At 66.8% G+C, this 13,054-nt stretch carries 16 protein-coding genes and 4 pseudogenes; 7 read left to right on the forward strand and 13 right to left on the reverse strand.

Features of this window, described 5'->3' with window-relative positions:
- Positions 1 to 227 precede the first annotated feature (227 nt).
- Positions 228 to 368 (reverse strand): hypothetical protein, encoded by a 141-nt coding sequence (locus ABZ318_RS00450; protein ID WP_356900261.1) that lies wholly within the window; start codon positions 366 to 368, stop codon positions 228 to 230.
- Between ABZ318_RS00450 and ABZ318_RS00455 the strand changes: the two are divergent.
- Positions 301 to 555, forward strand: a pseudogene (locus tag ABZ318_RS00455) (transposase); the annotation flags it as partial. The gene ABZ318_RS00450 and the pseudogene ABZ318_RS00455 overlap by 68 nt on opposite strands.
- A 15-nt stretch (positions 556 to 570) precedes the next feature.
- Here ABZ318_RS00455 and ABZ318_RS00460 read toward each other — a convergent pair.
- The 9 genes and pseudogenes from ABZ318_RS00460 to ABZ318_RS00500 form a co-directional block, all read right to left on the reverse strand.
- Entirely contained in the window at positions 571 to 1,239 is a 669-nt protein-coding gene (locus tag ABZ318_RS00460) for a contact-dependent growth inhibition system immunity protein (RefSeq protein ID WP_356900262.1), read from the reverse strand.
- A 68-nt stretch (positions 1,240 to 1,307) separates the two neighbouring features.
- Positions 1,308 to 1,670, reverse strand: coding sequence for an RNase A-like domain-containing protein (locus ABZ318_RS00465; RefSeq protein ID WP_356900263.1), 363 nt, complete (start codon positions 1,668 to 1,670; stop codon positions 1,308 to 1,310).
- Positions 1,663 to 2,181, reverse strand: a complete 519-nt coding sequence (locus ABZ318_RS00470; RefSeq protein WP_356900264.1) for a hypothetical protein — start codon at positions 2,179 to 2,181, stop codon at positions 1,663 to 1,665. The genes ABZ318_RS00465 and ABZ318_RS00470 overlap by 8 nt, the downstream gene beginning before the upstream one ends.
- Positions 2,182 to 2,208: 27 nt before the next feature.
- Entirely contained in the window at positions 2,209 to 3,936 is a 1,728-nt protein-coding gene (locus ABZ318_RS00475; RefSeq protein ID WP_356900265.1) for an RNase A-like domain-containing protein, read from the reverse strand.
- A gap of 161 nt (positions 3,937 to 4,097) precedes the next feature.
- Positions 4,098 to 4,406: a WXG100 family type VII secretion target gene (locus tag ABZ318_RS00480; protein WP_356900266.1), complete on the reverse strand. Its 309-nt coding sequence runs from the start codon at positions 4,404 to 4,406 to the stop codon at positions 4,098 to 4,100.
- 34 nt (positions 4,407 to 4,440) lie between these two features.
- Entirely contained in the window at positions 4,441 to 4,839 is a 399-nt protein-coding gene (locus ABZ318_RS00485; protein ID WP_356900267.1) for a WXG100 family type VII secretion target, read from the reverse strand.
- Between the two features lie 446 nt (positions 4,840 to 5,285).
- Positions 5,286 to 5,426, reverse strand: a pseudogene (locus ABZ318_RS00490) (IS701 family transposase); the annotation flags it as partial.
- Between the two features lie 52 nt (positions 5,427 to 5,478).
- Positions 5,479 to 6,144: a hypothetical protein gene (locus ABZ318_RS00495; protein WP_356900268.1), complete on the reverse strand. Its 666-nt coding sequence runs from the start codon at positions 6,142 to 6,144 to the stop codon at positions 5,479 to 5,481.
- A gap of 45 nt (positions 6,145 to 6,189) precedes the next feature.
- Positions 6,190 to 6,795: a hypothetical protein gene (locus ABZ318_RS00500; RefSeq protein ID WP_356900269.1), complete on the reverse strand. Its 606-nt coding sequence runs from the start codon at positions 6,793 to 6,795 to the stop codon at positions 6,190 to 6,192.
- A gap of 458 nt (positions 6,796 to 7,253) precedes the next feature.
- Here ABZ318_RS00500 and ABZ318_RS00505 point away from each other — a divergent pair, with 458 nt between their 5' ends.
- From ABZ318_RS00505 to ABZ318_RS00525, 5 genes and pseudogenes are all read left to right on the forward strand, one after another.
- Complete coding sequence (locus ABZ318_RS00505) at positions 7,254 to 8,081, forward strand: hypothetical protein (protein ID WP_356900270.1); 828 nt, start codon at positions 7,254 to 7,256, stop codon at positions 8,079 to 8,081.
- 50 nt (positions 8,082 to 8,131) lie between these two features.
- Complete coding sequence (locus tag ABZ318_RS00510; protein WP_356900271.1) at positions 8,132 to 8,731, forward strand: restriction endonuclease fold toxin-2 domain-containing protein; 600 nt, start codon at positions 8,132 to 8,134, stop codon at positions 8,729 to 8,731.
- 24 nt (positions 8,732 to 8,755) lie between these two features.
- Positions 8,756 to 9,208 (forward strand): hypothetical protein, encoded by a 453-nt coding sequence (locus ABZ318_RS00515; RefSeq protein WP_356900272.1) that lies wholly within the window; start codon positions 8,756 to 8,758, stop codon positions 9,206 to 9,208.
- 407 nt (positions 9,209 to 9,615) lie between these two features.
- A pseudogene (locus ABZ318_RS00520) lies at positions 9,616 to 9,877 on the forward strand (hypothetical protein).
- Positions 9,874 to 10,174: pseudogene (locus ABZ318_RS00525) on the forward strand (DNA-binding protein); the annotation flags it as partial. The pseudogenes ABZ318_RS00520 and ABZ318_RS00525, both read left to right, overlap by 4 nt.
- A gap of 136 nt (positions 10,175 to 10,310) precedes the next feature.
- Here ABZ318_RS00525 and ABZ318_RS00530 read toward each other — a convergent pair.
- The 3 genes from ABZ318_RS00530 to ABZ318_RS00540 all read right to left on the reverse strand — a co-directional run bounded on the left by ABZ318_RS00530 (position 10,311) and on the right by ABZ318_RS00540 (position 12,436).
- Positions 10,311 to 10,961 (reverse strand): hypothetical protein, encoded by a 651-nt coding sequence (locus ABZ318_RS00530; RefSeq protein WP_356900273.1) that lies wholly within the window; start codon positions 10,959 to 10,961, stop codon positions 10,311 to 10,313.
- A gap of 227 nt (positions 10,962 to 11,188) precedes the next feature.
- Positions 11,189 to 11,560 carry a hypothetical protein gene (locus tag ABZ318_RS00535; protein ID WP_356900274.1) on the reverse strand — a complete coding sequence of 124 codons (372 nt, stop codon included), beginning with the start codon at positions 11,558 to 11,560 and terminating at the stop codon, positions 11,189 to 11,191.
- Positions 11,561 to 11,800: 240 nt separating this feature from the next.
- On the reverse strand, positions 11,801 to 12,436 hold the full coding sequence (locus ABZ318_RS00540; protein WP_356900275.1) for a hypothetical protein: 636 nt from the start codon (positions 12,434 to 12,436) through the stop codon (positions 11,801 to 11,803).
- 380 nt (positions 12,437 to 12,816) lie between these two features.
- Here ABZ318_RS00540 and ABZ318_RS00545 point away from each other — a divergent pair.
- On the forward strand, positions 12,817 to 13,054 hold a 238-nt coding region (locus ABZ318_RS00545), incomplete at its 3' end, for a transposase family protein (protein WP_356900276.1).

Consider the following 13,054-nt stretch of genomic DNA (forward strand, 5'->3'; position numbering starts at 1 on the left):
GACGGGGACGACCCAGCAGCTGAACCATCACCGCCTCATCATGACCATGGACGCGGGCCAGCCGGGACAGGTCAGGTTGCTCTGATTCCTCAGGCAACTCAAAAACGGGGCGGGCTCGGCAAGGCTACGGTCCACGGCCGACCTCCTCTACTGGGTGGCCGGCCGGACAGGCTCCAGAGGGCGAGACTCTCCCTGGGCTGGATGCGGCGGGCCGGGCTCAGGAATCATCAGTGCGCCAGTTTGAGGCGTGCCGTCTCTACGGCATGAGAGGCGGCTTCGATCAGCCCGAGTTCACCGGCGAGGATCCGCGCCTGCCTGCGCAGGCACGGCATCGCGGCGACGATTCCCGAGCGGGTCGACCAGATCAACGGACGCCTCCGCCGCGGCGAGACGCTCTGCCAACTCGACAAGGCCGCCTACCGCCGCCGCAACGTCGTCGAACGCTGCTTCGGCCGGCTCAAACAGAACCGGGCCCTGGCCACCCGCTACGACAAACGAGCCGTCCACTACCAGGCCATGGTCACCCTCGCCTGCCCTCGACTCCGGCTCCCATGACTTTCCGGACAGGACCTAGGAACCTCCCGCCCTGAGGCGATCGGAGAGCTGGGCGATCCAGGCGCTGGGCGCGAACGGCGCCGGGGGATCGACCTCCATGCCGAGCTCAGCCAGGGCGACGGCGTACTCCGCCTCGTCCAGGCCCAGGCTGCTGAGCTCCCGCAGCTCGCCGACCGCACGTGCGACGAGTTGGGCGTCCGTCTGGGTGGCGTAGTCGCGCATGGCACTGTCGTGGTCCGGGAACTCGTCCGGCATGTCCTGTGAGAACCAGCCGCCGAACAGCTGGGACAACTCCGGGAAGCGGGCGTGCCATTCCCAGTGGGTGCGCGGCGGGCACGGTGGGGGGACCGCGCCGTCCTCGATGCTCCGCTTCAGGTGATCGGCGACTCTTTCGAGCCAGTCCCGAATCTCGGCGTCGGGCAGACCGACGTCCGGCACCGGATAGAACTCGCCCAGGCGACGGCGGAGTCGGCCGGGCGGGTTGTCGGCGTACTCACGGATCTGCTGTTCGGCGACTGCAACAGCCCAGGGACGGGTGTGCCAGGTGTGACGCAGATACGCCTCCAGAGCCGCGTCCGGACCGCCCTCCTCGCCTTCCCCGTCTGCCGTCCGGCCGAGGTACGCACGGATCACCTGGTCCAACTCGCCGAACTGGCGGTCGAATTCGAATGGTTTCAAAGACACGGTGACGAGCCCCCAGGGTGGTTCGGGCGGTATTCGGCAAGAGAGGCGAAGCCGGCATCGGACAGGTGCTAGAGGTAGACCGGGAAGCTCGTATACACGACGAAGCCGTTCCGACTGGCGGGCTCACGTCTGAGTACGACCCGCGCCGCCCGTACCTCCACTGGCCCGCGACCCGCGAGAACCATGGCCTGCAACGCGACCGTCCCCACCGGCTCGGGCCTGGACGGCCACGCCGCCTCGATGGTCAGCCGGGGCCGTGTCCCCTGCGCGAGCCAGCGGTGCACGACCTGCTCATTACGGGTCACCACCTGCTGGGTGGCCCATTGCGCGGTCTCCCTGTCCGAGTAGGTGGCGGCTCTGTTCCGGACGGGCGGCGCCGGCGCTTCCCCGCCCGCGTCGACGGAACGTGACAGCGAAGGGATTTCAGGCATCCTCGAACCTCCAGGTGATAAGGAGCCGGTCCCGGGTCACCCCGATCAGGCAGACGTCGTAGAGAACACTCGCCAGCGAGTTGTAATGAAAACCGCCGGCGAAGTAATCCGCCGCGTCGCCGTCCTCTGCGTGACCGTGATTGGTGAAGAATTCAGCTCCCCCGCCCACGGCATCAAGAATGCCCCGAATGCAGGTGTCCCGCATTTCGTCAGGTTCTCGGAGTGATGCTTCGGGACCGCTGTAGAAGGAGCCGACCGCAAGCAGCCTCATCAACTCCTCGGCACCGGTCCGGGAAACGCCGAGCACGCTGCCGTGCAGGTCATCCGCGCTGATGTCACCGAACAATCCGGAAGGATCGACCCCCACCCCGTCCCGGCCCTTCGGACCGCCACGGATCTCCGCCAGCACGTCTTCGGCCCAGTCCTCGTGAACCCGCCTCGACAGGCTCAGGAACACATGCCGCTCATCAATGAGGCGACGTGCGCACTCAGGCAGCTCACCACTGCTCACAGGCACCTACTCACCGGCCAGTAGTCACTAAGGTTGAGGCATCGAAGTGTAGACGACGTACGGCGGATCGATTCCGTTTTTGTACTTGAGAACGACCTTGACCTTATAGGTGTCCGTGGCTGCGGTCGAACCGGCGGGAATGGTCCGTCCCGTCACATAATCGAATTCGACTGGATCCAGCTGAAGCATGGAGTTGTCCGTCCGAGGCCGGGACAGCCAGTTCTCGATCTTCTCCGGATTGTTCACACCCAGGTTCTTCTTGCCCATGTTCTCCGGCCTGTTGGAAGGGCCGATCTCGTCCATCGCATCCTGGGTCGCCTTCTGCGCGATGGCAAGATCGGGAAAGGTCGACGCCGCGGTGATGCCAGGCTGGTCACGGAGTCGACTGAGAAGCTGGGCTTCCGACTGCCCGACATGCTTGTCGATGACGTGGCTGCCGTGCACCCCTTCCTGGTTCGCAAGGTCGACCGTGTAGAAGTGATTCTCCTTGTCCTCTCCCGGAACCGTGTAGTGAGGCTGCTGCTTGAATTCGTTGAGCGCCCGGCCTCCGAACCCCTCCGCCCGCGCCTCCTCCGCCTCGTACGTCGGAACGCCGTCATACGCGTCGTCCAGCGCCGGCATCAGTTTGTTCAGCCCTTCGCCAAGGGACTGAACGGCGGTGTTGTAGGCGTCGACGCCGGCATCGAGGCGTGCCGTGTCGAGGTTGGCGATGAATTCCACCGCGTACTCGAACGGGCCGCCACCCAGACTCAGCAGATCCCAGAGGTCCTTGACCTCGAAGACCTTCTTCGCGGCATCGATGTACACCTGCTCGATGACGGACCGGACCTTCTCGACCTCCTTGCCGAACCCCTCGGTGGCCGTGGCCAGTTCGCCGGCCGTGTCCATCAGCACCTCGATGGCCGGCTTCTTCAGGTCCCCGCGGCCCCATTTGTATCCGTTGCGGTTCTGCCCCCAGGCCGTCGTCCCCCAGATGCTGCTGCAGAACTGCTTCATCGCGTCCTGCCACTCACTGTGCCCCGACTTCGGCGTGATGTACGAAATCACCGCGTCGAATTCGTCGGCCGCCTTCTTCGCCTCCCCTTTCGCCTCACGCCAGACAGCAGCGAGCTTCGGCAGTTCGAGGTCGTTCCCGCCAGGGGTGATGTCCGCGACCTTGCCGTGTCGCAGCGCGTACTTGAGTACCGGCCGCAGGGTGGCCTCACCCACCGCGCCCAGCGCCCCGATCACGTTGTTGATGATGTCGTGGCCAAAGCCCAACTCCTCGGGCGGATTCCCCCAACCGAGCTCGGGCACCGGGTTGTAACCCTTGCCCGTGATCACCGAGGGCAGCGGCTTCGTCGGCGGCGGACCGGGAGTGGGATGTGCTCGGTACTCGGCACCCACATAGAAGTTGGCCGTCATGGTCAGGCCGACCGCGGCGCCGCCGACCCCGTCGCCCACTCTGTCCCACACCTCGAAGAACCGCTTGGCGACCTTGGCATACGCGGCCGCGAACACCTCGGGCCCGGTGCCGCAGCCACCGGAGTGCTCGTACGACTCCATCTGCGCGAGGAGCGTGCCGGCCCTCAACCGGAAGTCGATCTGGCTGTTGCGCAGTTGATAGGAGACATAGTGCAGATGCCCGGGCTGGACATCGAACCCTCCCCCGGAGTCCGGCGGCGCCGACTTGAGCAGCCTGACTTCCTCTTCGCGAGCCCGCCGGGCCGACCCGGTGTCGTGCTGGGAGATGTCGAAGCCGTCCGGGTCCGTCAAGGGGCCCGGTGAGGGTTGCGGGGTCGGCGCCGGGCCACCAGTGGCGGGCGGCGTGGTGGGTGCGGGCGGCGTGGCCGAAGGCGATGGTTGCGAAGTGGGTGTCGGCGACGGTGACGGCGCTGCGGAGGGGCTGCCTGACGTGGACGGTGCGGGAGTGGCCATCAGCTCACCCCCCAGCCCCGGAGCACCGCCTTGTGCGCCGCCGCATAGTTGATGTGGCCGCTGACCACGACCTCATGCAGCCAAGCCTGGAGGGCTTCCAGGTCCTGTGCGGACAGATCCCACTTGTCGAGTTCGCCGACAAAGGTGTCCCGCGCCTCGCCCTCCCAGGTCAGGACCACCTTCTCCACCCGTTCGTACAGTGCCCCCAGCGCTTGGTTGAGACCTCGCAGAATGCTCTCCAGCTCGCTGGAAAGATTCCTCAGTGTCGCGAAGTCGACGGCTATGTGGTCGTCCGCTGCCGACAGCATGAGTCCCCCTGCTCTGCCTCGTTCTCAGTGACTGCTACAGATCGTGGATACGGCTGTGCGTCCGCGGGGCCGCCCCGTCGGAGTTCGGCGTGGACAGCTTGTCGACCTCGGCCCGCACGTCCACGGACGACTGGACCTGACGCATCCGCACCATGATCTCCAGGTCCTGCTCCGAAAAGCCGTCGCGGCTCAGTCGCACCGCCTGCTCGAGCCGATGGAGGATCAGCCTGATGCGCACGGCGTCCTCCGCGGCACCCCGATGCAGGTCCCGATAGGCCGCTGCCGTCGACCCCTGCCACTTCGCCTCGATGCCGTCGACGACCCTGTCCATGCGCTCGACCTGCTGATCGAGAAAGGTCTGCATGCCATTGAGATCGTTGGCGAGCTTGGTCAGCTTGTCCTCTTCGAACCTGAGTGAAGGCTGCTCCACCACTCCCCCGTAGGTGTCACCATGTCACTTCACGCACCTCGTAGGGCGCTTGGGCACACTAGCAAGCCACACACCCTCATCCGCAGGTGCAAAGCAATCAGAACGACATGCACAGTGACACGCGCTCAGTCCGTACGCTCCGTCACCGCGCACAGAAACGACGAAACCCCAGGAACGAACGACAGCTCGCCCTGCTCGGCCGCCTCGCGAACGGCAAGGAGGCCGAGGAGCCCTGGGACCCTGGTGAGTGCCGCCCCCTAGTAGTACTTCGTCAGGTTCTCAGTCGGGTGCTGTCGCGGGGCAGGCGACGACCGCAGGTGGTGCAGGTACCGGTCCAGCACTGCAGCAGGCCCTGAAGGGCGTCGAGGACCCGGTAGAGGGTCAGGCCGGCGTCTGGGCTTTGGGGTCGAGCCGCCGCAGGGTGAGGAAGGCCTGGGCGGTACGGCAGGCTTCCTTCGACCGTCCGGCATCAGACCCCGCGGATAACACCCGCCCCACCGCCGCTGATCCCGCCGCGGCAGCAAAGCGAACACATCGGCAACGCACTCCGCCGCCTCGCCCCGGAGCCGTTCCACCTCCCCCGACCCCATAGCCCGAAGATGCCCACCACCAGGCAAGATCGCCCGACGTGACGAAGCGCTACTAGGCCCAAGCGGTCGCGTCGTAGACGCCGCAGTGGGGGTCGTCCGCGTCAGGGACGCGCAGGGCCTCCAGGCTCTCCGGCGCGTCGGGGTTGAGGAGCGCGATGAGCTTGGTGGAGGCCCACCAGCCCACGGGGCGCCTTTCCTCGGACTCGGAGTCGGTCGTACCGACGTCGATGCCGATCGTGCCCCGCTCGGGCAACGCGAGGTAGAGGCGGACCACCCCTCGGTCCCGCATGTCGAAGCCGACGAGGCGGTAGAGGCCCGGGGCGACGGTAACTGCGGGATCATGCCAGTACGGGTCGCCGACGAGGTCGGCCACCACGTAGTCCAGGGCGTCGTCCGAGGTGACCTCCACTTCGGCGGGAAGAACACCGGCCGCCGTCAGCGTGTCGAGGTCCAGTACGTCCACCTCGGTGCTGTCCGCCGCCCAGCGGGCCGCGTCGCGCAGCGCGTCCACGTACCACCAGGAGCCGAGCGACGCCGGCGCGGTTCCTGGGCGGTGGGGCAGTTCGATCAGCACCGTCCTGGACCTGTCGTCCTCCAGCCGGACACGGATAAGGCCGGAGACGGGCAGGAAAGCGCGAAGCCGCCAAGCCGTGCCGGGAATCGGTGCGGCGATGAACCGGCGCAGCGCCAGCAGGACCTCTCCCGCGTCACGCTCCATGGCCTCGCGTCTCCTTCCAGGCAGGCGGCGTGGACGCCGCGTGGATCAGAGCTGGTTGACCCAGTCCGGGCAGAGGGTCTGCCCACGGCAGAACGCGGTGACCGTACCGACGGGACGACCGCCCGGCGTGTTCTGACCGTTGGGACCCCGCTCGCCGCGTTCGGCGGCGCTGGTGGTGGTCATCCGCACCGGTCCCCCGCTCGTGATGACGGCGTCGTACTCGGCACGGCTTTCCCGGACACGGTCGGCCTTGCCGTTGTACGGCGCGTTGATCGCCTTCCGCGTGCACATGTTGTGCTTCGAGCAGGTGTGCTTGAGGCCGAAGTTGTTGGTCCCCCGGCGCGTGGGGCTGTCGTAGTGGTCCCAGTCCAAGGCCGACCAGTAGATGTGGTGCCACGAGATGCTGGGGTCCTCCTCGGACGGCAGGGCAGCAGTCGGGCTGGTGTCCGGCGGAAGCGGGACCTGCGCTGCGAGCGCCTGCTCTGTGCCGTAACGCGCCACATACTCGTCGTTGGACATGACCTCGACGTCGGCCGGAGTCTGCCCTCCAGCGGCACGGGCCTGGACCGCCTGCACGCCGGTTCCCGCGCTGAGAACGGCGATCACAGCGGCGGCAGGAAGCACTGCGAGCGATACGCTCGTCAAGCGCATGGGGGCATCCTCTCGTCGATGATGTGCCGAGCCACGGCAAGAGACAACCAGGCGGGAGCCCTTCCATCCGGCAACCTCCACGGGAGTCGACCCCGATGGGGTAGCTCGATGTCGCCGCGGCAGCCCGCCGTCCCGAAAACGCCGGAAGTTTGGGCCGCCCACGCGTCACCAGGAGCGAACATGCAGGTCAGCGCCGCCCCACTCCCCCACCCACCCAGTGCCTTCTAAGCACTTGACCGCAGGTTCGAGTGCCGGCCGGGCTCACGCTCAAATGAGCTTCGCCCAGTGCCACGGCTCTACGGCCCGTTTGACTGGACGGTCGTGTTCGGTCCCCTCCGAGGCCGGAAATCGGTGCGGTGCCTCGCTCGTCGGAGTTCGTTGTCGTTGCCGTGCGATAGAACTGTCGTCGCACGGTCCCCTGCTCGCACCCGCAATGCGGGGTTCGGGAGGGGGACGCAATGAGCGGACTGGCACCACACCTCAAGTTCATCACCGAGGGAATGATCAAGGGCGCGATGGGCCTGACCGACACGATGCGCGGAGTCCGGGACACTGCCATCGCGCTGTACCACGAGCTGGACGGGCAGCGTGGAATGGCCGGGGACGATGAGGCAGGGCGCGCGTTCGCGAAGGTTTACCGAGCCGCTGCCGGGGCCACGCTGGACAAGATCGGGTCCAGCTCCTACGTACTCGGGGAGGCCAGTCGGGGGCTCATGCGCAATGCGCGGGAGTTCATGGCGCAGGAGAGCGCGATCGTCGCCTCGCTGCTCGGCAAGCAGCCTGACCTGGTCTCCGGCATGGGTGACCCCGGGGAGGGTTGCCCGGAGAACTACCTCGGTCTGGGCCGCGAGCTTCCGGAGGTGGTCGGGGAGACGGCCTGGTACGAGCAGTACGCACCGGGCGGCACTGACCGCTTCCGCGGATCGCCGGAGAAGATCCGTGCGGTCGCCGATTGTTGGCGGCGCGGCGGCAAGTTGATGCTGCGTTTCCTGGAGGACGCCCAGGCGTCGGCCATGACGGCCGACAAGGCGCACTCCGGGGAGGCCGCCGAGAAGTCGATCCAGCAGCACAAGCTGGACCTCTTCGCGGTGGACATGCCCTGGGACAGCCCCCTGTTCGGAGGAAACGGCTTCGACGGGGGTCTTCTCGACGCCGTTTTGGACGACCCTTGGATCCGTCGGCTGGGAGAGGTGGGCCATGCCCTGGACTCGGCGGAGAAGCGCGTCAGACTCCCCGAGGGCGGAGGCGGCCGAGCGCGCCGGGTCCGCCTTTCCTGCCTCCACTGATCCCGGTGCCGGTGCCGGTGCCGCTCGTCCTCGCTTCGTACACCGGCGGGATGCCAGGCATCGTCCCTGCGGTGTACCGGGACCCCGATCCAAGCATCCCGTGGCGCGACCCGATCCCCCCTGCCGCCGTCCCGCCACCCCGGCTGCTGACCCCGGAGGAGCGCAAGGAGTTCGTCACCTGGGTCAACGGCCTGAAGCCGGCCCACTTCGGCGGCAAGTCGGACCCCACGACCCCTGAGAACGTCTACCAGCTGCGGATCGCCGGCTACCCCGAGCGCGTCATCCCCCTGCCCAAGGACTACGAGAAGCCCGCCATCGGCGCTGACGGCATGCGTCCGGCGGACGGAATGATGGTGGACGCCAAGTACGTACAGGACGCAGACGACGACTGCAGGAAGAACACCTGGCGCCGCCCGTCCACCTTCGAGATCGAGGACGAGTTCAAACCGGACGGCACGAAGAAGTGGAACCGGAAGGACATCCTGATCGGCAGGGACGAGAGCGAGCTTGAGAAGTACCGGCAGGCGATGAACGAGCACCAGCAGATCCGGGGTCTGGAGATCGTCACCAACGACAAGGAAGCCGCGGCGTACTGGCAGACGCTCATGGCCCTCCAGCAGGTTCCCGGCACCGCCCGGTACGTGAAGTGACCCGCCCCAGGAAGGACGCATCCCATGACGCACGATGGCGACGACCGCACCACGTTCTTGTTCTACGCCCCGGAGCGGGAGCCACACGCCTGGGGCCTCGACCTGGCCGGCCTGGGCGAAGCCCTGCGGGAATCGTTCTCCGAGGTCCGCTACAAGGTTCGCCAGGACCGCACGCACCAGGGCGAGCCGTACCTCTCCTTCTGGGCCGGCACCGACGACGGCACCGAGTACGACGGCACCGCCACCGTCCACGGGCGGGACTGCGTGATGCTGTCCGACACCACGGCCGGTGAGGCGGCCCCCTTCCTTCTCTGGCTGCGCGACACCTACCTGCCCGCCCCCGACCTCGTCCGCTTCAGCAGCGAGCCGGCCGTGGAACGGGGCATCGAGACCGACTGGCGCCTCCCCGCCGACGGCGACATGGCACGAGTGGCCGACGAACTCCGCCGCCACCTCTCGGTTGTGGAAGGGGCCTGACTCACTCCACCGGAGTGGTAGGACAGTGCACGGCGTCCGTCGGGCCTGGCCGACCCCGAGTTTGACGCTCCATCAGAACGAGCGTCATCTCAGCGTCAAGACATCGCCCGCAACGCCCACACCGCACATACCGCGCACCCGCAAAACCCCAGGTCAGGCGTCCTTCTTGACCGGCTCCAGGATCGCCACGCACTCCACGTGGTGCGTCATCGCAAACATGTAGAGCCAAAACAGGTTAAAGAAAACCGCAGGTCAGCGGCACGCCAGACGCAAAACGGGTACAAGATCAATGTGCATTACGTGCAGGATGGGCGCTACGTGCGACCCCCGACGCACGACCGGGGGCGTCCAGAGCTTCGCGCCGCCGCCAAGCTCGCCGAATAGCATTCGAAATGCCAACTCGTGCCATGGCAGACGATGACACCGACTTCCTGCCCGGCGACGGTCCCACCAACGGCATCTCCGTCTCCCTGACCGCCGGCACCCTGCAAGCGAGGCGTGTCCGCGTATCTGGAGAAGGCCGCCCAGCGGCAGATCGAGCGGGACAACCTGGATGAGCTGATCGCCGACTTCGACAAGACCCACGGACCCGCCGACCCCGAAGCCGTCGCGGCCAAACGAGCCAAGCTCACCGGCGGCACCACGTCCGGCGCCGGGGCAGCCGCGTGAGCGGCGCCCTCATCGCTGGACAGCGAGGGCCTGGCCAAGGCCGTGCAACGCGACCGCGAGGTCCATGAGTGGCTCACCGCCGCTCGTGACGCCGACCTTCCGGTGATCATCTCTGCCGCGGTCCTTGTCGAGGTGATCCATCCCCGGATCGATGACGCCGCGCTGAAGTGGACTCTGTCCCGCCTGCGGGCCGAGCCGGTCACCCAGGCCCTCGCCCAGACCGCCGCCACTCTGCTACGCGCGACCGGACTCCACGGCCACAAGTACGCCATCGACGCCATGCTCTGCGCCACCGCTGGCTTTGTTCACTTCTGAGGGCAGCGTTTGTCCGCCGGTTTGGGCAGCAGTTGCGGATCTTGGCGTCGGTGAATGTTCAGGAGAAGTAGCAGCGCGAGCGACGCGTGGCGCGTCGCTCGTCGTACCAGCGGAAGCGTCACTGCTTGGTATGTGTCTGGGTGAGTGCGGCTCCGACCTTGGCCAGCATCTGGCCGAGGAGGTGGAGGGCTCGTGCCCGTGTCGGCACTCCGCGCGCCGTTCCCGTCCAATACGCGTCGGTGAGCTTCTCGGTCACCGTGAGGGGCTGGTGCTCGTCCTGGGCGGCCAGTACGAGGACGAACCGCACGTAGTCGCCGATGTCGGTGCCCTGGGGGTGCTGATGGATGAAGGTCCGCAGGCGCGGTGTCAGGGCGGGCAGGGTGCGGTCCGTCGGGAAGACGACGGCGAGGCCGGCGAGGGCGAGGCGAACCGCAGGACATTCGGCCGACCAGCGGGCCAGCAGATCTGGAACGTGAGCCTGGATCGCGCTGCGCGCCTGGGCCTCGCTGTCGGGATCTGTGTGCTGCGGGGTGGCCGGCCAGGTCTCGGCAAGGTGCCGCTCGGCGACGGTGGCGGCTCTGAACAGCAGGTCGACGGCCTGGAACCGGTGTCGGGCAGGAATCCGGTCGTCGACGGCGAGGGCCGCGAGCAGGGCGAGGCCGACGGCGGTGTCGGGTTGGCAGGTGTCCTGGTGGAGGATCTCGTTGTAGAAGTCGCCAAGGAAGCTTCGGTCGTCCCAGTAAGGGTCGACCTCGGCGTCGAACAGCATCGCGGCCTGGGGCCCGGCAGGCGGTCGGCGATGACGTCCCGGAACAGTTGCCGGATCGGCGGACCGGAAGCAATCGCGCTGCTCCGGGTTTGTTCGGGTTCGGCGCTCGTATTCATGGCCAGCGCAGCCTACTGAAGCATCTCGGACTGATCGCCCGGCTCCAGAGCGGGATGACCAGTCTCACCGAACTTTGACCGCTGGCGGGCCTGACGACGTGGCCGTTCGGTTCACTCTGATCCCCGGGCGCTCACTGTCGCCTCACGTTCGGCGAGGAAGGCATCGAGGAGCTCGAACAGGACCCCGATGGCCCGCTGCTCGTCTTCGGGCGGCAGGTCCCAGATGTTCTCCCAGCCTTGGGAGAGAGCGATGTGCAGGATCTGACCCGGCCAGCCGTGGTTGCAGTCCCGGCCTCGGCGGGCAACGAGCCATTCGTGCAGGCCGGTGAGAAGACTCGGACCGCCGTGGCGGTCGGCGTGCCCCTCGTAGCCGGCCAGGAAGGCGGTCACCATGTGGAACGAGGCCTTGCCTACGAACATGCCTGGACGCTGGCCGATGAAGGTGAAGTACTCGCGCTCGCTCATCTCTCGGAGTTGCATCATGCGCGGAGTCTATTGACCATCGCGTTCCAGCGGCAGGGCCCGACTGCTGACCGGTTCCCAGCAGCCGTCCTGGTGCGGTCAAAGTTCCGTGAGACTGGTCAAACTTCGCTGAGACGGGACACGGGACCGGCAGGCCGTCGGCGACCTGTCAAGTGTCCTTCGACAATGAAGTCAGCCGCTCTGCCAACGAATCCAGCCGAGTGGCGGATCGCATCCAATCCACGGGGACGCGAGAGCCCTTCAAAGCCCAGCGGAGCGCTCTTTCGGGTGCCAGTCCGCCTCAGACCAGTCGTGCTCCACGAACTCGTCGGGAACCTGCCCACAGGGGGCGTAGACGCTGATGAACAGGGTCGTGGTCGAGTCGTTCCACCGCACGTCCACCTGGTCGCCGCCCTCCGGGCTTTCGAATCGGAAACCCAGTTCGCGGAAGGTTGCGCCTGCACGGTCGCCTTCGTGGGTGAGTTTCCAACCCTTCTGCACCAGCTGCTGGCGCACGCGCCGCTGCGCGTTTCGGGCGGTGGCTTCCGGGACGTCGGGCACGCTCCAATCGAGACCGAAGCTGCGAACGTCGCTCCGTGCCTCATCAATGTGGGCGATGCTCCTCAGCCCGCGGTAGTAACAGGCGCCGGTATCGACCCTGCCCGTGCCAGCGGCGTACTTTTCCGGCAGCGCGAAGCCGTCGTACACCTCATCGGACCGGGCCTTGAGCCGTTGCGCGACCGCGTCAGGGTCGACCGAAGGATACGGCTCGCCATTCCACACAACGTTCCCCGCCACCACGGCAGCGACTAGCAGCGCCGCCATCACGAGCCCTGTGACGGCATACAGGACGGACCGCCCGGAGGCCCGGTCTCTACATACACGGCGCTTGAACATGCATGTGACGGTAGGCGTCAGCATTGCGCGACGCATGAGTAGCCGTACCTAGGAGGGATTCTTGGAGCACTCACGGAGTCGGGTGTTGAAGCGACGAACTCAGGAGGCCACTGGCAGGAGGCTCCTACGAGTTCGACGGCGATCACGGCGCGGCTTCGCAGCGCCGGGTAACACGGCAGGCAGTCCGACGAACCAAAGCTGCTGCTGAGCCAGACGGCTTGGACAATCAATCCAGTCCACGCAGGTCAGGGAATCGGGTCCGACTAGCTTCCGTGTCAAAGGACATCAAGGACCCCAGTGAGCCTCTTTCATCCTGTACTGAAGGGTGAAATGGGCTGGTCAGCAGGTGTGGTGACGAGGCAGAGCCCCTCGTCGTCGGCGTGGTGATCTCACTCAACACGCTGGCGACCGAAGGGGCCCTGGTGGTTCCGTATCCTGCCATGCTCGATGTCCCGCACGAGCTGGTTGAGCATGTTGCCTGGCTGCTCCACGAGCGCCGTCGAGCTCGCAATACCCGATGGCACAAGCTCGGCTGCTTCAAACAGGCTCTGCTCACGCTGGCCCATCTGCGGAAGAACGAGACGTTCTCGCAGCTCGGAGCGGGTTTCGGAATATCGC

Source organism: Streptomyces sp. NPDC006197, assembly GCF_040613865.1.
Taxonomy (GTDB): Bacteria; Actinomycetota; Actinomycetes; order Streptomycetales; family Streptomycetaceae; genus Streptomyces.

Coding starts and splice junctions, on each gene's coding strand:
- ABZ318_RS00465 (WP_356900263.1), bottom strand. CDS start 1,670: ATGCCTGAAATCCCTTCGCTGTCACGTTCCGTCGACGCGGGCGGGGAA.
- ABZ318_RS00480 (WP_356900266.1), bottom strand. CDS start 4,406: ATGCTGTCGGCAGCGGACGACCACATAGCCGTCGACTTCGCGACACTG.
- ABZ318_RS00495 (WP_356900268.1), bottom strand. CDS start 6,144: ATGGAGCGTGACGCGGGAGAGGTCCTGCTGGCGCTGCGCCGGTTCATC.
- ABZ318_RS00500 (WP_356900269.1), bottom strand. CDS start 6,795: ATGCGCTTGACGAGCGTATCGCTCGCAGTGCTTCCTGCCGCCGCTGTG.
- ABZ318_RS00505 (WP_356900270.1), top strand. CDS start 7,254: ATGAGCGGACTGGCACCACACCTCAAGTTCATCACCGAGGGAATGATC.
- ABZ318_RS00510 (WP_356900271.1), top strand. CDS start 8,132: ATGCCAGGCATCGTCCCTGCGGTGTACCGGGACCCCGATCCAAGCATC.
- ABZ318_RS00515 (WP_356900272.1), top strand. CDS start 8,756: ATGACGCACGATGGCGACGACCGCACCACGTTCTTGTTCTACGCCCCG.
- ABZ318_RS00530 (WP_356900273.1), bottom strand. CDS start 10,961: ATGCTGTTCGACGCCGAGGTCGACCCTTACTGGGACGACCGAAGCTTC.
- ABZ318_RS00535 (WP_356900274.1), bottom strand. CDS start 11,560: ATGATGCAACTCCGAGAGATGAGCGAGCGCGAGTACTTCACCTTCATC.
- ABZ318_RS00540 (WP_356900275.1), bottom strand. CDS start 12,436: ATGTTCAAGCGCCGTGTATGTAGAGACCGGGCCTCCGGGCGGTCCGTC.